Annotated in this window: 16 protein-coding genes and 2 pseudogenes; 12 read left to right on the top strand and 6 right to left on the bottom strand. The window is 71.4% G+C overall.

Translation table 11 applies throughout. From position 1 onward, the window contains the following. Positions 1-226 precede the first annotated feature (226 nt). On the top strand, positions 227-1,180 hold the full coding sequence (locus tag H305_RS0100415) for a ribose-phosphate diphosphokinase (protein WP_028798646.1): 954 nt from the start codon (positions 227-229) through the stop codon (positions 1,178-1,180). Between the two features lie 114 nt (positions 1,181-1,294). After that, positions 1,295-2,488 carry an elongation factor Tu gene (gene tuf / locus H305_RS0100410; protein WP_028798645.1) on the top strand — a complete coding sequence of 398 codons (1,194 nt, stop codon included), beginning with the start codon at positions 1,295-1,297 and terminating at the stop codon, positions 2,486-2,488. On the opposite strand, the gene H305_RS0100405 is transcribed toward tuf, so the two are convergent. Further along, positions 2,469-2,849, bottom strand: coding sequence for an anti-sigma factor antagonist (locus tag H305_RS0100405; protein ID WP_028798644.1), 381 nt, complete (start codon positions 2,847-2,849; stop codon positions 2,469-2,471). The genes tuf and H305_RS0100405 overlap by 20 nt on opposite strands. A gap of 583 nt (positions 2,850-3,432) precedes the next feature. Between H305_RS0100405 and H305_RS54275 the strand changes: the two are divergent. Together H305_RS54275 and H305_RS0100400 are read left to right on the top strand one after the other, a co-directional pair. Continuing rightward, a pseudogene (locus H305_RS54275) lies at positions 3,433-3,577 on the top strand (AraC family transcriptional regulator); the annotation flags it as partial. Between the two features lie 94 nt (positions 3,578-3,671). After that, positions 3,672-4,538 carry a hypothetical protein gene (locus tag H305_RS0100400; protein ID WP_028798643.1) on the top strand — a complete coding sequence of 289 codons (867 nt, stop codon included), beginning with the start codon at positions 3,672-3,674 and terminating at the stop codon, positions 4,536-4,538. 4 nt (positions 4,539-4,542) lie between these two features. Here the strand turns inward: H305_RS0100400 and H305_RS0100395 are convergent, their stop codons facing one another. Both H305_RS0100395 and H305_RS0100390 read right to left on the bottom strand, forming a co-directional pair. Further along, positions 4,543-5,097, bottom strand: a complete 555-nt coding sequence (locus tag H305_RS0100395; protein ID WP_028798642.1) for a TetR/AcrR family transcriptional regulator — start codon at positions 5,095-5,097, stop codon at positions 4,543-4,545. Further along, positions 5,094-5,456: a DUF1304 domain-containing protein gene (locus tag H305_RS0100390; RefSeq protein ID WP_028798641.1), complete on the bottom strand. Its 363-nt coding sequence runs from the start codon at positions 5,454-5,456 to the stop codon at positions 5,094-5,096. Before H305_RS0100390 ends, H305_RS0100395 begins: the two co-directional genes overlap by 4 nt. A gap of 273 nt (positions 5,457-5,729) precedes the next feature. Here H305_RS0100390 and H305_RS44100 point away from each other — a divergent pair, with 273 nt between their 5' ends. Continuing rightward, entirely contained in the window at positions 5,730-7,211 is a 1,482-nt protein-coding gene (locus tag H305_RS44100) for an oxidoreductase (RefSeq protein ID WP_158690459.1), read from the top strand. Positions 7,212-7,547: 336 nt separating this feature from the next. On the opposite strand, the gene H305_RS0100380 is transcribed toward H305_RS44100, so the two are convergent. Next, positions 7,548-8,747: a PucR family transcriptional regulator gene (locus H305_RS0100380; RefSeq protein WP_028798640.1), complete on the bottom strand. Its 1,200-nt coding sequence runs from the start codon at positions 8,745-8,747 to the stop codon at positions 7,548-7,550. Between the two features lie 261 nt (positions 8,748-9,008). Between H305_RS0100380 and H305_RS0100375 the strand changes: the two genes are divergently transcribed. Together H305_RS0100375 and H305_RS56270 are read left to right on the top strand one after the other, a co-directional pair. Beyond that, positions 9,009-10,730, top strand: a complete 1,722-nt coding sequence (locus tag H305_RS0100375) for a fatty acyl-AMP ligase (RefSeq protein ID WP_028798639.1) — start codon at positions 9,009-9,011, stop codon at positions 10,728-10,730. Positions 10,731-10,971: 241 nt separating this feature from the next. Beyond that, positions 10,972-11,196 (top strand): annotated as a pseudogene (locus tag H305_RS56270) (beta-ketoacyl synthase N-terminal-like domain-containing protein); the annotation flags it as partial. Here the strand turns inward: H305_RS56270 and H305_RS44095 are convergent. After that, entirely contained in the window at positions 11,193-12,647 is a 1,455-nt protein-coding gene (locus H305_RS44095) for a cytochrome P450 (protein WP_078628836.1), read from the bottom strand. The pseudogene H305_RS56270 and the gene H305_RS44095 overlap by 4 nt on opposite strands. A 354-nt stretch (positions 12,648-13,001) precedes the next feature. On the opposite strand from H305_RS44095, the gene H305_RS0100365 reads away from it, so the two are divergent. From H305_RS0100365 to H305_RS0100345, 5 genes are read left to right on the top strand one after another with little or no spacing between them, the layout of a single operon-like run. Continuing rightward, positions 13,002-14,732 carry a sensor histidine kinase gene (locus tag H305_RS0100365; RefSeq protein WP_028798638.1) on the top strand — a complete coding sequence of 577 codons (1,731 nt, stop codon included), beginning with the start codon at positions 13,002-13,004 and terminating at the stop codon, positions 14,730-14,732. 4 nt (positions 14,733-14,736) lie between these two features. After that, positions 14,737-15,147 carry a roadblock/LC7 domain-containing protein gene (locus H305_RS0100360; protein ID WP_028798637.1) on the top strand — a complete coding sequence of 137 codons (411 nt, stop codon included), beginning with the start codon at positions 14,737-14,739 and terminating at the stop codon, positions 15,145-15,147. Then, positions 15,144-15,515: a DUF742 domain-containing protein gene (locus H305_RS0100355; RefSeq protein WP_028798636.1), complete on the top strand. Its 372-nt coding sequence runs from the start codon at positions 15,144-15,146 to the stop codon at positions 15,513-15,515. Before H305_RS0100360 ends, H305_RS0100355 begins: the two co-directional genes overlap by 4 nt. Continuing rightward, entirely contained in the window at positions 15,496-16,101 is a 606-nt protein-coding gene (locus H305_RS0100350) for a GTP-binding protein (RefSeq protein ID WP_028798635.1), read from the top strand. Before H305_RS0100355 ends, H305_RS0100350 begins: the two co-directional genes overlap by 20 nt. After that, positions 16,098-17,366, top strand: coding sequence for a cytochrome P450 (locus H305_RS0100345; protein WP_028798634.1), 1,269 nt, complete (start codon positions 16,098-16,100; stop codon positions 17,364-17,366). The genes H305_RS0100350 and H305_RS0100345 overlap by 4 nt, the downstream gene beginning before the upstream one ends. Before the next feature lie 51 nt (positions 17,367-17,417). Here the strand turns inward: H305_RS0100345 and H305_RS0100340 are convergent, their stop codons facing one another. Next, positions 17,418-18,449, bottom strand: a complete 1,032-nt coding sequence (locus H305_RS0100340; protein WP_028798633.1) for a 7-epi-alpha-eudesmol synthase — start codon at positions 18,447-18,449, stop codon at positions 17,418-17,420. Positions 18,450-18,639: the final 190 nt, after the last annotated feature.

The raw sequence follows: 18,639 nt of genomic DNA, 5'->3' as shown, positions 1-18,639 counted from the left end.
GTCGTCCGGTGGGGGCGCTGAGGTGTTCCGAGGAATCGGCGCATGTCGTTCTCCTGGGTGCCGGGTGGCTCTGACGTCGTCATCATGGCGCGGTCCGGGCGGTCGTCCGCAACCGAATTTGGCCCCGGTCGAGTGACCGGGAGGTCCCCAGTAGCATGAAACACGCACCCCGGGCCGATCTCGCCGCACGGCGCCACGGCCCGGTTCGATCATGCGAGGAGCGGTCGTGCGTGACATCGCCGTGTTCAGCGGTAGTGCCCATCCCGAGCTGGCCGCGGAGGTCTGCGCCCATCTCGGTGTCCCCCTCAGCCCGACCCGCGTCAGCCGCTTCGCCAACGACTGCCTGGAGGTCCAGCTCCAGGCGAACTGTCGTGAGCGTGACGTCTTCCTCGTGCAGCCGCTCGTCTCACCGGTGCAGGAGCACCTCGTCGAGCTGCTGATGATGTGCGACGCGGCGAGGGGTGCGTCGGCGGGCCGGATCACCGTGGTCATGCCGCACTACTCGTACGCCCGCTCGGACAAGAAGGACATGCCCCGCATCTCCATGGGCGGGCGGCTCGTGGCGGACCTGCTGGTGGCGGCCGGGGCGAGCAGGGTCCTCGCGATGACACTGCACTCCCCGCAGGTGCACGGCTTCTTCTCGGTTCCGGTGGACCATCTGCACGCCCTGCGCGAACTGGCGGCGCACTTCCGCGGCCACGACCTGTCGCGTACGACCGTGGTGTCGCCGGACCTGGGCAACGCCAAGGAGGCCGCGGCGTTCGCGCGGCTGCTCGGGGCGCAGGTGGCCGCCGGTGCCAAGCAGCGGTTCGCCGACGACCGCGTGCGCATCAGTTCCGTCATCGGAGAGATCGCCGGACGCGATGTGATCGTGCTGGACGACGAGATCGCCAAGGGCAGCACGGTCCTCGAACTCCTGGACAGGCTGCGGGAACTGGGCCCCCGGTCGATCCGGGTCGCCTGCACCCACGGGCTGTTCGCGGCCGGCGCGCTCAAGCGGCTCAGCGAGCAGAGCGACGTCCTGGAGATCGTGTGCACGAACACCGTGCCGGTCCCGGTCGAGGAACACACGGAGAAGCTCCGCGTCCTGTCGATCGCGCCGGCGCTCGCCGAGGCGGTGCGGCGCATTCACAACGGTGAGTCCGTCAGCGCCCTGTTCGACGCGCCCCAGAGCGAATAGACAGGAAGGAGCGGAACTTCCCGCCCGTCCGCAGGGCCGGGGAAGCGGCCTGGTGCCCGCCCGGGAAGCCGCGAGCAACGCTCGGCGTCACCCAGGTGATCAGGAGGGCTCGCAGTGGCGAAGGCGAAATTCGAGCGGACCAAGCCGCACGTCAACATCGGCACCATCGGTCACATCGACCACGGCAAGACGACGCTCACCGCGGCCATGACCAAGGTGCTGCACGACCGGTTCCCCGACCTGAATCCGTTCACGCCGTTCGACCAGATCGACAAGGCTCCCGAGGAACGCCAGCGCGGCATCACGATCTCCATCGCCCATGTCGAATACCAGACGGAACACCGGCACTACGCGCACGTCGACTGCCCGGGCCACGCGGACTACATCAAGAACATGATCACGGGCGCCGCGCAGATGGACGGCGCGATCCTGGTCGTCGCGGCGACCGACGGGCCGATGCCGCAGACCAAGGAGCACGTGCTCCTGGCCCGCCAGGTCGGCGTCCCGTACATCGTCGTCGCGCTCAACAAGACGGACATGGTGGACGACGAGGAGATCCTGGAACTCGTCGAGCTGGAGGTGCGCGAGCTCCTCACCGAGTACGAATTCCCGGGTGACGACGTGCCCGTGGTCCAGGTCTCCGCGCTCAAGGCCCTCGAGGGCGACCCGAAGTGGAGCGCATCCATCCTCGAACTCCTCGCTGCCATAGACGAGTTCGTGCCCGAGCCGGTACGCGATGTGGACCGGCCGTTCCTGATGCCGATCGAGGACGTCTTCACCATCACGGGCCGCGGCACGGTCGTCACCGGCCGCATCGAGCGCGGCGTGCTGAAGGTGCACAGCGAGGTCGAGATCATCGGTGTCCACGAGCAGAAGACGAAGACCACGGTGACCGGCGTCGAGATGTTCCGCAAGCTCCTCGACGAGGGACGTGCGGGGGAGAACGTGGGACTGCTGCTGCGCGGTGTGAAGCGGGAGGACGTGGAGCGCGGGCAGGTCGTCATCAAGCCCGGATCGGTCACGCCGCACACGGAGTTCGAGGCGCGGGCCTACATCCTGTCGAAGGACGAGGGCGGCCGGCACACGCCCTTCTTCGACAACTACCGCCCGCAGTTCTACTTCCGCACCACGGACGTCACCGGGGTGGTGACGCTGCCCAAGGGGACCGACATGGTGATGCCGGGCGACAACACCACCATGCAGGTGCAGTTGATCCAGCCGATCGCCATGGAGGAGGGGCTGAAGTTCGCCATCCGTGAGGGCGGCCGCACGGTCGGTGCGGGGCAGGTCACAAGGATCCGGAAGTAGCCTCCGGGCGGCTGAACGCCTCGTCGAGGGACGCGGAGGGCGGCAGCAGCCGTGCGAGACCGGTCGCCCGCAGGACGCGCAGCGTCAGCGCCTGGGTGCAGACGAGGTGCAGCCGCCCGCCGCGGTCGAGGACGCGCCGCCTGGCGCGGTACAGCAGGCGCAGGCCCGAGCAGTCGAAGAAGTCGGCGGGCCGCAGGTCGATGACGACCTGCGGTGCCCGGCCGCCGGTGACGGCGTCCAGGGCCGGGGCGATCTCCAGCGCCGCGAGGATGTCGATCTCCCCGTGGAACTCCAGGACGACATGTCCGCGGTCCTGACGGATACGCAGATGCCGGGTCGGGGGTGCGGGGTCGTGCGGCACGAAGACATCACCTCCAACCGGCAGCCGGCCCGCTGCCGAAGGCAGGGGCCAGTGAGACCGGGAGCCGGGCGACGACGTCCGGCGCGTGAGGACACGCTGCCGGGCCGCCGGTGGTTGCAGAGCTCTTCCTTGCTCTGCAAGTTACCCCCGATGGAGTGAATTCCAGCATGTTCGATTGACATATGTCTTCGATTTAATCGGCGAGTCGCGCCGCGGATGTGTGGCTTGGGAGGCCGACGTGGCTCCGTCCGTCCCCCCCGTCGTGTCCTCCAAGTCACCCTTGACTCAAGGACGTTGGCGCCGGAGAGGCTGGTCACGGGCGCGGCCCGCCTCCGCGACCGGCTCGCCCGGCCTGCTCAGGCGACGACGAGCACCAGCTTCCCCGCCGCCCGTCCGGTGCCGCCGAGAGCGTGCGCCTCGGCGGCGTCGGCCGGCGGGAAGCGTCGACGGACCGCAGGTCCGCACCGACGCCGTTTTCTCGGTCACAGTCGACCCCGGACCCGAGGTGCTGCGCACGGCCGACACGGTGGTGATCCCCGCCGTCGGCCCGGCCGGCGCGCGGCCCGCGGCTGCCGGCTGCCGGCTGCCGGAGTCGGGCGACCTCTCGGTGGACCGGATCGCCGGCGAGGTCGGCTTCGCGACGGCCGCCTCGCTGCGCCAGCACCTGCACGTGGCCATCGGCGTCTCGCCCCCAGGCGTAACGGCGCACCTTCCGGGCGACCCGGTAGCTCCCCCTCCGAAGAATCGCGAGCCTCCATCGAACGAACCGCGTCGTCGCGGCGTCGAAGGAGGGAGACGACAGCCGGAGGGCAAGGGGTGGGCATGCGCAAGGGACTCGCGGCGACGATGGTTCTGCTCGGTGCGGCCGCGGTGGGCTGCGGGGACGGGAACGGCGGCGGCCTCGTGGTCACCGGGACGCCGCCCGCCACGCCGTACACCGGTCCGCTGACCGTGCCCGTGAAGGAGGCGGCCGGCGAGGACGACGGCGAGGACAGCCCCCGTGCCATCCGGGTGCGGTCGGGTGCGGCCGGGCGCGCGCTGGAGTGCGACGCGGAGATCTACTCGGGTGGCGGCAGCGACCCGTGGAGCAAAGGCGACGGCGGCTCGACGCCCGAGGAGGGCCTGCGGGCGTTCTTCGACATGGACCAGCCCGAACTGCCCGAGTCCGGCTACCGGATGGAGCGCAAGGAGAAGAGGCGTGTGCTGTTCTCGTACGACGTCGACGGCCGCACCAAGGTCGCCGTCGTCGTCGCGCTGGACCGCCCGCACCGCCCCGGCTGGGGCCCGGAGACCAGCGCGTCCTGCGACCCGGCCGAACTTCCCGCGAGCTTCACCGACTCGACCTCGTACGAGATCTGGACCGACCGCGACGGCCGGCGCGTCCCGGTCACGAAGGTGCACAGCTCCGTCGGCGCCGCGCACTGCGACTGGGAGAGCGCGCGCTTCCTGGCGATCGGCCGGGGCGAGGACGGCAGGCTCTACGCGCGCGATCCCGAAGGAGTCCTCGACGGGATGCTCACCTCCGCGTACGACCCGGACGGCACCATGCCCGCCGGAGCACGGGACACCGGCTACCGGCTCCACGACCGGCAGTTGTGGCTGACCGCCGGCCGGTCGAAGGCGTACGTCCGCACGCCGGACGGGGTCGAGGTGTGGCCCGCGGTGAAGGAGGGCGTCGGCTGCAAGTGAACCGTCAGCGACTGCGGTGCAGGGCGACCAGCAACTGCCAGACCTGGTGGGCGATCTCATCGGCGGTGCCCTCCAACAGCCCGTGCAGCCAGTCCGCGAGCACCCCCGCGAAGGTGGCCGCGACGGCGGACGCGACGAGCGGGGCGTCCGGGGCGCCCACGAGGGTGCGTTCGGCCAGACTGCGGGCCCGCAGGTCGCGGTGCAGCACGCTGCCGAGCGGGCCGCCGCCGCCCGGACTCAGCAGCGCACGGTAGAGGGCGGCGTGCGGGGCGAGACCGGCGAAGAACGCGAGCAGGGCAGGTGGCGCCGACACCGGATCGGGGCGCCCGCGCCAGGCGTGCAAGGCATCCACGGCGTCCCGTACGACATCGGCGCAGGCGTCGACGGCGAGCGCCTCCAGGTCCGCGTAGTGCAGGTAGAACGTCGCCCGGCCGACCCCGGCCCGGCGCACCAGCGCCGCGACGCCGACCTCCGTCAACGGCCGCTCGGCGCACTCCTCCAGCAGCGCCCGGCGCAGTCTGGCGCGGGTCCGGGCGGCCCGCGGGTCCCCGGACGTCACCGGGCGATCAGGACGACGGCCAGGGCGAGTGCCCCAGGCAGGGCCTGCGCGAAGAGGATCCGGCGGTTCGCGGTGACCGCTCCGTAGACGCCCGCGACCACGACGCACACCAGGAAGAAGACCTGGACGCGGAAGCCGGTCGGATCGTCCGCGACGAGCCCCCACACCAGCCCCGCCGCCAGAAATCCGTTGTAGAGCCCCTGGTTGGCGGCCAGCGGTGCGGTGGCCCGGGCCATCTCGGGGTCGAACCCGTGCAGGCCCCGTCCCGGCGCGCGCTCCCACAGGAACATCTCCAGGACCAGGATGTACGCGTGCAGCGCGGCCACCAGCCCCACCAGCACGTTCGCGACCGTCTCCATCGTCAGCAGGCTCCGTCGTCTCATATTTCTTGGACAGCTGTCCACTATAGCTGGACAAGTGTCCAGGAAATATGCCGGGGAGGTCACACGACACCTCCGGTTGTGGTGTCCGCCGTCGGGGTAGCGATGGACGGGATTTCCGTTACCTGAGGGGGAGTTGACGTGTCGGGCAGCCTCGCGCCGGCCGGCTGGAGCGGAAGCGAGCGGAGGATGTGGGCCGCTTTCCGGCGAGGGGAGTGGTTCACGCACCGGGGCGAGGTGCGGGCCCGCGTCGTGCGGAGACTCCTGCTGGCGCCACCGCAGGCCGAGGCGGGACATGTGCCGCGGCTCAGGCTCAGGAACGTGTCGATCACCGGCCGGCTCGATCTGGCCGAGGCCGTCCTCGCGGGGACCCTGCGACTGCACGGCTGCCGCTTCGATCAGGTGCCCTGCCTCGACGGCGCCACCCTCGGGGCGCTGGAGATGCGCGACTGCGAGCTGCCCGGACTGTCGGCCGTGGGCGTCACGATCGGCTGGAAGTGCGAGATCGCCGGGTGCGAGGTGCGCGGGCCCATCGACCTCTACGGCGCTTCGATCGGCGGCACCCTGCGGCTGGAAGGCAGCCGACTGACGGGGCACGGGGAGCGGCGCGGCGAGGGCGCCCTGCAACTGCTGTGCGCCACCGTCGGAGGCGACGTCCAGGCGGGCACGGGGCTGCGCGTCGACGGCTGCACCGACCTCAGGGACACCTCCGTCCGCGGCAGCGTCGTACTCAAACGCGCCGAACTGCGCAACCCGGCCGGCGCGGCCCTGAGAGCCAACAGGCTGCACATAGGAGGGGACTTCAACTGCCGGGGCGGCCTCGTCGCCGAGGGCACCGTCGATCTGTGCGACGCCCGCGTGGGCGGCGGCGCGCTCTTCCAGGAGGCCGTGCTCGACTCCCCGAACGGACCCGCGCTACGGGCTCACGGCATAGACGTCGGCGCCGAGTTCAACCTGTGCGACGGGTTCACGGCGCGTGGCAGGGTCTCCATGAGCAGCATCACCGTACGCAGCCGTCTTTCCTTCAAGGACGCCCTCATCGAGGCGCCCGCCGGTCAGGCCGCCCTGATCAGCCGCCGCTCCACCGCCTCCGAACTCGACCTGCGCTTCCGCGAACCGGTGAAGGGCACCGTCGACCTCAGCCACACCCGGGTCACCGTGCTGAAAGGCACCCCGCCGCGCTGGCCCGTGGCCCTGCGCATGGAGGGGGTGGTCTACGACAGCCTGCTGCCCCAACTCCCCGCCGCTCAGCGGCTTCCGCTGCTCACACGCGATCCCGAGGGGTTCACCCCGCAGCCCTACGAGCAACTGGCCTCCTCCTACCGGCTGCACGGTCACGACGGCGACGCCCGCACCGTGCTTCTCGCCAAACAGCGACGCCAGCACACCACGCTGCCGTGGCCGGGCCGGGTGTGGGGCGGCCTCCAGGACATCACCCTCGGCTACGGCTACCGGCCGATGCGGGCGGTGTGGTGGCTGTGCGCGATCATGCTCAGCGGCAGCCTGCTGTTCACCCGATGGCCCCCACAGGCGGTCGACCCGGGCAAGCCGCCCCACTTCCAGGCCGCGATCTACACCTTCGACCTCGTACTGCCGCTCGTCGACTTCGGCCAGGAGCAGGCGTTCAGTCCGCGCGGCGGACTCCAGTGGGCGGCCGTGGTCCTCGTGTGCCTGGGCTGGCTGCTCGCGACGACGGCCGCGGCTGCCGCCAACCGGACCTTGCGCAGGGCGTGACGTCCCGCTCGCACTGCGTGCCCGTTCGCGGGACGGTCTCGCGGCCCTGGGACACGGGCGGGCGCGCCCCGCGGCTCGGGCGCGCGTGTGCCGCGACCCGAAGCCTCGGCACACCGTGCGGGGCGCCCTCGGTCCTGCCGCGAGTGCCGGTCGCCCCGCGGCGGCCGTCGGGCGCCTGCCGGGCGGCGGCCCACCGTGACCGCCGTACACAGCGGGACTCGTCCGCCGCGACCGCCGGTCCCAGCGCGAATGGGTGGCTGTCACCGTCCGGTTCAGCGCGAATTGGCGGCCGTTACCGCCCGGTTTAGCGCGACTCGGCAGCCGTCACCGCCCCGCTCAGCGCGACTCCGCCGCCGTGCGCAAGGTCAGCGCCCGAAGAGCGAGCTGCATCTCGAACTGAGCTGTGGGGTCGTGCAGTTGGGTCCCGAACAACTCGTCCAGCTGGCGCATCCGATAGCGCACCGTCTGCGGATGAACGGCGAGCCGCGCCGCCACCTCGCTCGCGTTGTGCCCGCACTGGAGCCAGCTGAGCAGCGTCTCCGCCAGCCGCTCCCGCTGCGGTGAACGCATCTCCACCAGCGGCCCGAGCCGCCGCTCGGCCATCGCGTCGACCAGGGCCTCGTCGCGGAAGAGCAGGAGCGTCGCCAGATGGTCCTGACAGCGCACCGGCTCCGTGCCCGGGAGGATGCCGCGCCGCGCCAGATCCAGCGCCTCGGTCGCCCAGCGCCACGACCGCGCACCCTCCTGGAGTGCCACGGTCGGACCCATCGCCGCGCGCAGTCCGTGCAGCGCCCCGGCGACCGCCCGTGCCCTGCCCGGCCCGTCCGGGTCGGGCACGACCAGCACGGCGGGCTGGACGTCGAACCGTGCCAGGAACTCCGCGGGCACGATCGGCCGTACCGCCCCCGGCCGTGACCCCTGGTCGACCACGACGACCGCGAGGGCCCGCGGCACCGGCCAGCGCGCCGAGTGCGCGAGACCGCCGATCGCCTCGGCCGACGCGGGCGGATCCGCGGTGAGCAGGTCGACCAGCCGGCGGCGCCGCTGCTGCAACTCCCCGGCCGCGTGCAGCCGCGCCTCCGTGTAGCCCGCCGTCGTCGCTGCCGCCATCTCGTCCAGGTGCAGGAACAGCGCCTCACCGAGGGCGGCCAGCACCTCGCGGGGCAGCAACTCCGCGTCGACCAGGGAGTTCACCCGGCGCCAGGTCACCCGCGCGCCGAGGCGCAGCGCGGACTGGAACGAGTCGAGACTGCGCCCCTCCTCCGCCTCGCCCCGCCCGATCCTCAGGTACGTCGCCTTCACCGGCTCCCAGCCGGTGTCCGGCTTCGCCATCCGCTCCAGGAACCCCTGAAGCGCATGCTCCACGCCCTGGTGCACGACATGCATGTACGTGTCGTCGGTAGGCCGGGCGTACTCGGGGATCTCGGTCCTGATGGCCCGTACGACCTCTTCGGCGATGTCGGCGAAGAAGGGCCTGAGGTGGTCGTGCAGGTCCGAAGGGAACACCTCGAACGGACCGTTGGGCTTTTCGTCCACGGCTCGGGCTCCTCCTGCGCACGGGATCAGGGGCTCCGAGACGATACGACGGGCGACCCGTCCCGGCTCATCCACCGCGGACGGACATAAGGGTGCGGTTCGTCACATCGCCTTTGTCAGCGAGCTGACAGAACCCGCATGACGAACTGTCAGCGGACCGTCTAACTCGACCGGCGTCCGTCGGCGGAGGCTGGGGGGAGACCACCCACCACTCACCTCCAGGGGGCAACAGCACTGCCCTCCCACCGAGTTGGAGCCACCATGACCGCAGCCCGGCCCGGGGCCGACGCCTTGCTCACGGACCATCTGCGGTACTGGGCCCGCCGGTGCCCCCAGCAGTGCGCTTTCCGGCACGTCGAGTTCGCCGGCTCCGCCTCCGAGGGATGGCACCGGACCCTGGGCTGGCGTGCCATGGACGCCCGGGCCCGCGCCGTCGCCGCCCGTCTGGTGACCCTCGCGGCGCCCGGCGACCGGGCCGCCCTGGTCATGCCGCAGGGCCTCGACTACGCGGCGGCCTTCCTCGGCTGCCTCTACGCCCGGGTGATCGCGGTACCGCTGTCCAGGCCACAACTCGCGGGCCACGACGCTCGACTGGCCGGCGTGCTGGCCGACTGCGAACCCGCCGTCCTGCTCTGCGACTCCGTCGACCTCACCTCCGTCGAGGCGTTCACGCTGGACCACGACCTGCCCGCGGTGCCGGTCGTGCCCGTGGACCACCTGCGCATCCAGCGTTTCGGGTTCGACGAGTACGAGTCCGTGCCGGATCCCGACGACACCGCCTACCTCCAGTACACCTCCGGTTCCACCCGCGACCCGGCCGGCGTGATGATCAGCCATGCCAACCTGGCCGCCAACGCCCGCCAGGCCCTTCACACGTTCGTCGACGACCCCGGGGCCACCACGGCCGTCGGCTGGCTGCCCCTCTTCCACGACATGGGTCTCGTCCTGAGCGTCGTCGCTCCCGTCATGGGCGGATTCCAGTCCGTGCTGATGGATCCCGTCGCGTTCCTGGAGGACCCGGCACGCTGGCTCCGCCTGCTCGGCTCGTACGACGGCACCGTGAGCGCGGCGCCGAACTTCGCGTACGACTACTGCGTGGCCCGCTCCGGTCCCGGCGCCGCCGAAACGCTGCGGCTGGACCGGGTGCACGTCCTGATCAACGGCGGGGAGCCGGTACGGCCGGGGACCATCGACCGCTTCCACGCGGCGTTCGCGCCGGCGGGGCTCGACCCGGCGACCCACCGGCCCGCGTACGGACTCGCGGAGGCCACCGTGCTGGTGACGGCCGACACCCGCGCGGCGGCCCCCACGACGGTGCGGTGCGATGCCGAAGCGCTCGCGGCCGGGCGCATCGAAGCGGCGTCGGAACGGACGACGGCGGAGGGCGGCGTGGCCGAACTCGTCGCGTGCGGCCCGCCGGCCGGACAGGAACTGCTGATCGTCGGGCCCGAGGGTGAAGAGCTGCCGGAGGACCACGTCGGTGAGATCCGCCTGACCGGCCCCAACATCGCGCGCGGCTACTGGAAACGGGCCGCTCCCACCCCCTTCGACCCGCGGGGCCGCCTGCGTACGGGCGATCTGGGCGCCCTGCACGACGGGCGGCTCCTGGTCACCGGACGCCTCAAGGACGTGATCGTCGTCGACGGGCGCAACCACTACCCCCAGGACATCGAGGAGACCGTGTGCACCACCCTGGACCTCGTACGCCGGGACCGGCTGGCCGCGTTCGGGGCACCCCGCGCGGACGGCACCGGGGAGGAACTCGTCGTCGTCGCGGAGTACGACCGGGACACCGAACCCACGCCGAAGGAGCTGCGCGACGCCGAACACACCGTGCGTGCCGCCGTGTCGGCGCGCCACGGACTGTGCCTCGGGTCGCTGCTCCTGGTCCCTCCGGGCTCGGTGCCGCGCACCAGCAGCGGCAAGGTGGCGCGCGCGGCCGGCCGGGCACGGTTCCTGGAAGGGGGGTTCGATCCCCGATGAGCCCCTCGCGGACCGAGATCCGGGCCGTGGTCGCCGGGCGGCTGCGCTCCTGGTACGCCCTCGAACCCGGCGAGAACGCCGGCGACCGTCCGCCGGCCCGACTGGGTCTCACCTCGCGCGACGCGGTGACCACTGACGGCCACGTGGCGCTGGCGGTGACGCCCCGCGGACAGCCGCACCGGGGTCTTCGTGGGCATCAGCGGGCAGCGAGTACGCCCGGGTCACGGCCGGCGCGCCGGACACCTGGACGACCGCGCCGGGCATCGCGGCGGCCCGTCTCTCCCACGCCCTGGACCTGGGCGGTCCGAGCCCGGCCGTCGCCACGGCGTGCTCCTCCGCGCTCCTCGCCGTGCCGCCGCCCCGTCGGCGCCATCGCCGCCACAGGTTCGGCGAGCAGACCCCTGCGGCCTTCGGGCGGGAGCCTGTGCTCGCCGCGGCGGACGGCGAGCACAGGTCATCGGCCTAGGCCGCGCGCGGCAGCGGAGTCATCTCCAGCCTGTCCGGCTTGACCGTGACGACGGCCTGGGGGCGCGGCGGTGCCGAGGCGAGCGTCAGACGCCAGCGCTGGAGAACGGTGGCGAGCACGACGAGGAGCTCCGTCCACGCGAACTCCTCACCGATGCACTTGCGGCGGCCGTCACCGAAGGCGAGGAAGGAGGAACGGTCGACCTGCTTCGCCCGCTCCGGCCCCCAGCGGTCCGGGTCGAAGACGGCCGGGTCGGCGTAGACCGCGGGATCGTGCTGATGGACGTACGGGCTGTAGACGACGTCGGCCCCCTCCGGTATCGGATGCCCGTCCAGCACGACCGGGCGTGTGGTGATGCGGGTGACCAGCCAGGCCGGCCCGTACATGCGCATGGTCTCCTTCAGCACGGCACGCAGGTACGGGAGCGAGGCCAGGTCCTGCTGCGCGAGCGGGCGGTCGCCGCACACGCCGTCGAGTTCCGCGTGCACGCGCCGCTCGATGTCCGGGTTCCTGCCGATCTGGTGGAGGGCCCACGCCAGTGTGGTCCCCGTCGTCTCGATGGCGCCGGTCAGGAGGGTGATCGCCTCGTCCTGGAGCTGCTGGTGGGACAGCGGGCCGGTCTCCGGGTCGTCGGCGGTCAGCAGGGTCGAGAACAGCCCGCCGCCGGGGGCCCCTTCGGACGTCCCGTGCGCGGGGCAGCCGGGCGGCGCCTGGGCTGCGGGCGGCGGTCCGGCCGACAGCTGCGTGCGCTGATGGTCGATCGCCCGGTCGATGAGGACCCGCAGGCGGGTCACCCGTCGCTCGTGCGCGCGGTTCGCCGGCAACGGCAATTCCGTCACCCAGCCCGGCAGGATCGTCTGCCGGATCGTGCCGCGCATGATCGCGGGCATGAGGCGGGTGAACTCCTCCTGGACCGCCGCGGGCAGGCCGGGTCCGAAGAGCGCCACGAGGAAGGTCGACAGCGCGAGGTCGTTCATGTCCTCGTACGTCGCGCGGGCGACTCCGGGGGTCCATCCGGCGGTCGCGGTCCGCACATGGTCGATCATGACGTCACCGCGCGTCGCGATGTGCGCCTTGTTGAACATCGGCTGCATCAGACGGCGGTGCTTCATGTGCCGGTCGCCGTCGGCGATCGTGGCGAGGCCGTCGCCGAAGAACACCCGTAGGGCGTCGATGATCTTCCCGCCCTTGGCGAAGGCGTCGACCTCAGTCACCAGCACCTTGCGGGTGACGGCCGGGTCGGTGACGACGTAGGCGGGCGTGGGGCCGAGAAGGATCCGTACGACGCTGCCCTGCGTGCGCAGGGAATCCATGAAGTCCAGCGGTCGACGGGCGAGTCGGTGCGCGTGTCCGATCAGGGGCAGGCGGCCGGGTGCGGTGGGGGTCACGGTGGGGGATGTGGTCCGGGTCGCGGTGGGGGGTGCGGTGGGGGAACCCGACGGGGAACTCATCTTCCAGTTCTCCTCAAGATCATGCCGGCTGGTGCCGAGCACCGCATGCATGCCCATCAAGATCACTCGGCACCCCCGGTACTTGATCGCATCCGATGACCTCGACACCCCCCACCGTCTGCCACTGCGCTGTCGGCGTGGGGATTTGTCGACGTGAACGCGCCTGCTGGAGGGTGACCGGACATTCACGGGTGGCAGGTGGGGGAGTTGATCCTTTAGGTGTCCAACCCGATAAGCTCCCCTGCGGCGCTGCGAGTTGACGTGAAGACACTCGGTCGTCTCGCCCGGCGTTCCCCGACGCGTACGGCGCCTGCACACCCCCCCGTTCGAGCGTGTTGCTTTCGAAGGATGCAGATGGAACTTGCCACTCCGCCCCCGGCGGCGCGGGCGCCCGTCGCCTGGTACAGCTGGTGGCTCATGCCCCTCGCCTTAGGCGCAGGCACGGTCGCCACCGCGGTCGCGGGACCCGACCAGGTCCAGATACCCGCCACGTTCGCCGGCGCCGCGGCCACCGCGGCCGGCGCCGCCTGTGTACGCCTCCTCGTCCGCACGCAGTCCCAGCTGCGCCGCGCCAACGGTGAGTTCCGCGCCTCGCAGGCCGAGCACTCGCAGCAGTGGCAGCAGCATGTGGCCGGTCTGGAAAGGAAGTTCACCGCCGAGCGATCCGGCCTCGAACATCGACTGGCCGAGCAGGCGCAGGCCTTCGAGGCCCGGCTCACCGAGGAGACCCAGGCCTACGAGAGCCGGCTGGCCGAAGAGGCGAAGGCGTACGAGAGCCGGCTCGTCTCCGAGGGCCAGGGCTATGAGGCACGCCTCACCGCCGAGGCCGAGGTCTGGCAGGAGCAACTCGCCCTCCAGCAGGCGGCCGTGGCGCGACTCGCCGACGTCCAGCTGCCCGAGGCGCTCAAGCGGCTGCGCTCGGGGGAAGCCATCGACGACATCCTGGCGGAGCTCGCCGGGGAATCCGAGGCGAGCCCCGAGCTGCGCGGCGAGCTGCGCAAGGTCCTGCGCACCGCGCTGATCGGCATGGAGGAGGAGTTCGACCGCTCCACCTCGGCCGAACAGGCCGTCATCAGCATCGGCAGCCGCATCCATGTGCTGACCAGCAAACTGCGCGGACGCCTGCACGAGATGCAGGGCGAGCACGGGCGGCTGCCCGCGGTCGCCAGCGGCCTCATGGAGCTCGACCAGGAGATCGGCCCGGCCGACTGCCTCGCCGCCAGCATCGGCGTGCTCGGCGGCTCGGACCGGCCCGGACGCCAGTGGCAGGAACCGCAGCGGCTGCTCAGCGTGGTCCGCGGCGGCATCGGCCGCATCAAGGACTTCGACCGGATCCAGGTCCGTCACCTGCCCGAACTCGGTGTCGACGGCGGCCTGGTGGACCATCTGACGCTGATCTTCGCCCACCTCCTCGACAACGCGGCGCGCTACTCGCCGCCCACCGAGCCCGTGGTCGTCTCCGGCAAGGAGGTCCCCAACGGCGTCGGCATCGAGATCCAGGACTCGGGCAAGGGCCTGAGCGAGGAGAAGAAGCGCGAGGCCGAGCAGTCCCTCACGGGAACAGCCGCGGGCCCGGGCCTCGGCGGCATCTCGGAGGACGCCAACCTCGGCCTGCGGGTCGTCGGCACCCTGGCGCGTCGCTACGGCATCCGTGTCACCTTCGCGGACTCGCCGTGGCTGGGCACCTCGGTGGTGGTCGTGGTCCCGCACAAGTACTTCAGCCCGCTGCCCGCCGCCGTCACCGAGCCGGCCCCGGCCGCCGCCGCGACCGCGCCGAGCACCGAGCCCACGACGCCCGCACCGACCACCGAGGACGTGGACACCACTCCCGGCGGTCTGCCCCGGCGCAGGAGCAGGCGCAGTGACGCGACGACGGTGGACCGGACGAGGCCTGCCGGACGTACGGAGGAGAACGTGGCCGCCGTACCGCCGGACGCGTCCTTCGCCGGCCTCGCCGCCTTCGCCACCGCCGGACGCGAGAGCGAACCGGTGCGCGAGACGACCGCGGACCGAGACCCGGCAGCCGGCGGCGAGCAGACCGCCGGGCCCGAGTTCAACGAGCACCGCACTGAAGAGAGCGACTAGTCCCATGACGCAACAGGGAACCGACGTGAGCTGGGCGCTCCGCGATCTGACGGAGAGCATCCAGGAGATCCGCTTCGCCCTCGTGGCATCGAGCGACGGCAAGGCCATCACCTCCTACGGCGCCGACGACCCCGACGACGTGGACCGTTTCGCCGCCGTGGTCGCCGGCCTCCAGGCGCTGGCCCAGCCCGTGGCCGAGCAGTTTCCGCAGTACGCGGGGCAGTTGCGGCTCGCGATGATCGAGGTCGACGGCGGCCACCTGTTCGTGGTGCGGGCCGGCGTGGAGACGTACCTCGGAGTGCTCGCGAAGGAAGGCCTCGACCAGGGCCTCCTCGGCCATCAGATGAGGGACCTGGCCCGCAGGATGGGTGAACTTCTGGGCACCACTCCGCGCCTGGAGGAGCACTCTGGATGAGTGCTCCCCGCCCGCCCACGGACCCGTCCGGTCTCGAGCGCTACTACGTCCTCACCGGGGGCCGCAGCGGACCGGGCGGTTCGGCGTCGAGCCTCGACGTGGCGACCCTGATCGTCTCCCGCGCCGCTGCCGTCCCCGGCATGCAGCACGAGCACGAGGAGATCATCCGGCGCTGCCGCGATCCGCTGTCGGTGGCCGAGCTCGGCGCCCACCTCGGATTGCCCTTCAACATTCTCGCGGTGCTCCTGGCCGATCTGCTGGACGCAGGCCGCGTCGAAGCCCGTCATCCCATCCCGGCGTCAGGCGCCGGCAGCGGGCCCGACCTCGCGCTCCTTGAGGAGGTACTCAGTGGACTTCAAAGGCTTTGACCACCCCGACCGGCAGACGGCCGGGGGCCCCCGCTCGGTGAAGGTGATGATCGCCGGCGGCTTCGGCACCGGCAAGACCACCATGGTGCGGTCCGTCAGCGACATCAAGCCGCTGACCACCGAGGAGACCCTGACCCAGGCCAGCGTGGACGTCGACAACCTGATCGGGGTGGCGGACAAGCAGGAGACCACCGTCAGCCTCGACTTCGGCAAGATCGGCATCAACGACCAGCTGGTGCTCTACCTGTTCGGGACGCCGGGCCAGGAGCGTTTCTGGTTCCTGTGGAACGGCCTGTTCAAGGGTGCCCTCGGCGCGGTGGTCCTGGTCGACACCCGGCGGCTGGCCTCGAGCTTCCGGGCCATCGAGGAGATGGAACGGCAGAACGTGCCGTTCGTCATCGCCCTGAACGTCTTCCCGGACTCCAAGGACCACCCGATCGAGGAGATCCGCGACGCCCTGGACATATCTCCGCACACCCCGATCGTGGCCTGCGACGCCCGCGACCGTGCCTCCAGCCGTGACGTGCTGATCGCCCTGATACGCCACCTGCAGGAACGCTCTGCCGCCGCAATGGAGCCCCGATGAACGACCAGCCCTTAAACGGTCCCGACGCCCCCCGCGGCTGCCCCGTGGCCCACGGCGGCGCGAGCGACACCACCCGTTTGTACGGGCCGGATGCCGCGCTCGACCCGCAGGGGATATACGCGCGGCTGCGCAAGGAGTACGGGGCGGTCGCACCCGTATTCCTGGAGGGCGACATCCCCGCCTGGCTGGTCCTCGGCTACCGGGAGAACCGCCGGGTGCTCGACAACGCACGGCAGTTCAGCCGTGACGCGCGCATCTGGCGGGACTGGCAGGACGGCCGTATCGAGGCCACCTCCCCGCTGATCCCGATGCTCGGCTGGCGCCCCGACTGTGTGTCCCAGGACGGCGAGCCGCACCGCAGGCTGCGCGGAGCGGTCACCGACAACCTCCAGACGGTCGCGGGCCGCGGTATCCGGCGTCACATCACGCATTTCGCGAACAAGCAGATCGACGCGTTCGCGGACGAGGGCACCGCCGATCTGGTGGCCGACTACGCCGAGTACCTGCCGATGCTCGTCCTCACCCGGCTCTTCGGGCTGCCGGCCGGCGAGGGCCGCAGTCTGGCCGTCTCCTGCGCTCAGGTCATCAAGGGCGGCGAGGACGCCGTGGTGCACAACGATCGCATCATGGAGATCCTCGGCGAACTCGCCGAGCGCAAGAAGGAGGAGCCGGGCGCCGACTTCACCACCGGACTGCTCGGCCACCACGCGGACCTCGACGACGACGAGATCCTCAGCCATCTGCGGCTGGTGCTGATCACCGCGCACACCACCACCAGCAACCTGCTGGCCCGGGTGCTCCAACTGGTGCTCACCGACACCTCCCGGCTCGCCGGACTCGTCAGCGGCCAGCTGAACGTCTCCGCGGTCGTGGAGGAGGTCATGTGGAACACGCCGCCGCTGGCCGTGCTCCCGGGCCGTTTCGCCACCGTCGACCTCGAACTGGGCGGTCACCACATCAAGGAGGGCGACCTCCTGGTGCTCGGCCTCACGGCCGGCAACCTCGACCCGGAGATCCGGCCCGACGCGGGTGTGTCCGTCCAGGGCAACCAGTCGCACCTGGCCTTCAGCGGCGGCGCCCACGAGTGCCCCGGCCAGAACATCGGCCAGGCCATCATCGAGACCGCCGTCGACGTCCTGCTGCACCGGCTGCCGGGCCTGCGCCTGGCCGTGCCTGCCGACGAGCTCACTTCGACCGCCTCCACCTGGGAGGCCCGACTCGACCGGCTGCCGGTCGAGTTCGCGGCACAGGCCACGGCGGTCTGACCGCACGCTCGGCGCTGCCCGGCCGGACGGCTCCGGCCGGGCAGCGGCATGTCAGACCGCGAGCAGGTCGTCCAGCGATCCCCTGCCCGCCAGTTCGGCGGTCGCCGCCGGGCCCTCCTTGGCCGCGGCGTAGCGGCCCGAGGTCAGGCCCCACTCGTAATTGCCGTTGATCCAGTGCTGGATGGCCTCCACGCCCATCCGGACCTGGGCCTGCTGCTCGGCGGTCAGCCGGAGTTCCTCGCACATCGCCGGCACGCGCGCCTCCAGCGCGAGGTACTCCTCGAGGCGGTCGGTGGTCATCCGATAGGCCTCGGCGGCGGCCTCCTCCCAGCCGCAGCCGCGCTCGCGGTGCAGCACGGCGATCAGGTTGTGCCCGTCGCCCCGCCGCTTCTCGCGCTCGAAGGAGTGGATGTCGTTCATGAACCCGATGGTGTCGGCGGCGAGATCGCGCATCCGGACCATCAGCGGATGGGCCTGGACCTGCGCCGGCACCTCGAAGCCACGGCTGCGCTCACCGGCGTCGATGCTGTGGTGGATGCCCACCGTCCGGCGGCGGAACTCGGCGTACTCGGCGAGGCTCAGGGTGCCGGCCAGGCCCCGCGCGGCGAGGTCGACCTCTTCGGTGTGGGCCACCAGGAAGCGCCCCCAGGAGGCGGCGAACCGGGTCCGCCACGTCAGGGACATGCCATCCGAGAGATGGCCCCAGACCTCCGCCCAGGCGACGGTGATCGGGCAGCCGACCCGGGGAGCGGTCCCCGCGGGGCGCAGCGGGGTGGCTATCAACTCCCGGGCGACCTCGGCTATGCGGTCCGCGCGGTCCGGTTGTCCCGTGTCGAACTGGTCGTCGAACAGGAAGGCCAGCGAGAACCAGTTCATCAGGACGACCATGTCGTCGGCCGAGGCGTGAGGATAGGTCCGTGCCGCCGCCTGGGGCAGGTCCCAGGACTGGTACTCCTCGAATCCGGCCTGGCTGCGCACCAGCCCCATGTCCCACACCCAGCGCAGGTGGCGCTCTCGGGCGTACTCCAGGTGCTCGCTGACAGGGGTCTTGAACGGGAGGTCGAACCTGACGTCCTGCGGCATTCGTGTCCTTTCCTGAGGCGATTCACAGGCCCCCGCCCCTGTGCACGGGCGATCGCTCTAGACGCCCGCTGACTCGAACTGTGCTTTTTGAGCCGGTAGTTGATGACTCAAGCGCGCTTCGAGACTGCCCAGAGCCTAAACGATCTATGGTGTGACATCTGTAACGTGTGATGCGGGTGTGAAACGAGAG

It is taken from the genome of Streptomyces sp. 142MFCol3.1 (genome assembly GCF_000424945.1).
Classification (GTDB): domain Bacteria; phylum Actinomycetota; class Actinomycetes; order Streptomycetales; family Streptomycetaceae; genus Streptomyces; species Streptomyces siamensis.
Note: the sequence above shows the minus strand (reverse complement) of the source record. Positions and strands in the feature narration are given on the sequence as shown.

Coding starts and splice junctions, on each gene's coding strand:
- H305_RS0100365 (WP_028798638.1), top strand. CDS start 13,002: ATGGAACTTGCCACTCCGCCCCCGGCGGCGCGGGCGCCCGTCGCCTGG.
- H305_RS44095 (WP_078628836.1), bottom strand. CDS start 12,647: ATGAGTTCCCCGTCGGGTTCCCCCACCGCACCCCCCACCGCGACCCGG.
- H305_RS0100375 (WP_028798639.1), top strand. CDS start 9,009: ATGACCGCAGCCCGGCCCGGGGCCGACGCCTTGCTCACGGACCATCTG.
- H305_RS0100390 (WP_028798641.1), bottom strand. CDS start 5,456: ATGGAGACGGTCGCGAACGTGCTGGTGGGGCTGGTGGCCGCGCTGCAC.
- H305_RS0100355 (WP_028798636.1), top strand. CDS start 15,144: ATGAGTGCTCCCCGCCCGCCCACGGACCCGTCCGGTCTCGAGCGCTAC.
- H305_RS0100345 (WP_028798634.1), top strand. CDS start 16,098: ATGAACGACCAGCCCTTAAACGGTCCCGACGCCCCCCGCGGCTGCCCC.
- H305_RS0100340 (WP_028798633.1), bottom strand. CDS start 18,449: ATGCCGCAGGACGTCAGGTTCGACCTCCCGTTCAAGACCCCTGTCAGC.
- H305_RS0100360 (WP_028798637.1), top strand. CDS start 14,737: ATGACGCAACAGGGAACCGACGTGAGCTGGGCGCTCCGCGATCTGACG.
- H305_RS0100400 (WP_028798643.1), top strand. CDS start 3,672: ATGCGCAAGGGACTCGCGGCGACGATGGTTCTGCTCGGTGCGGCCGCG.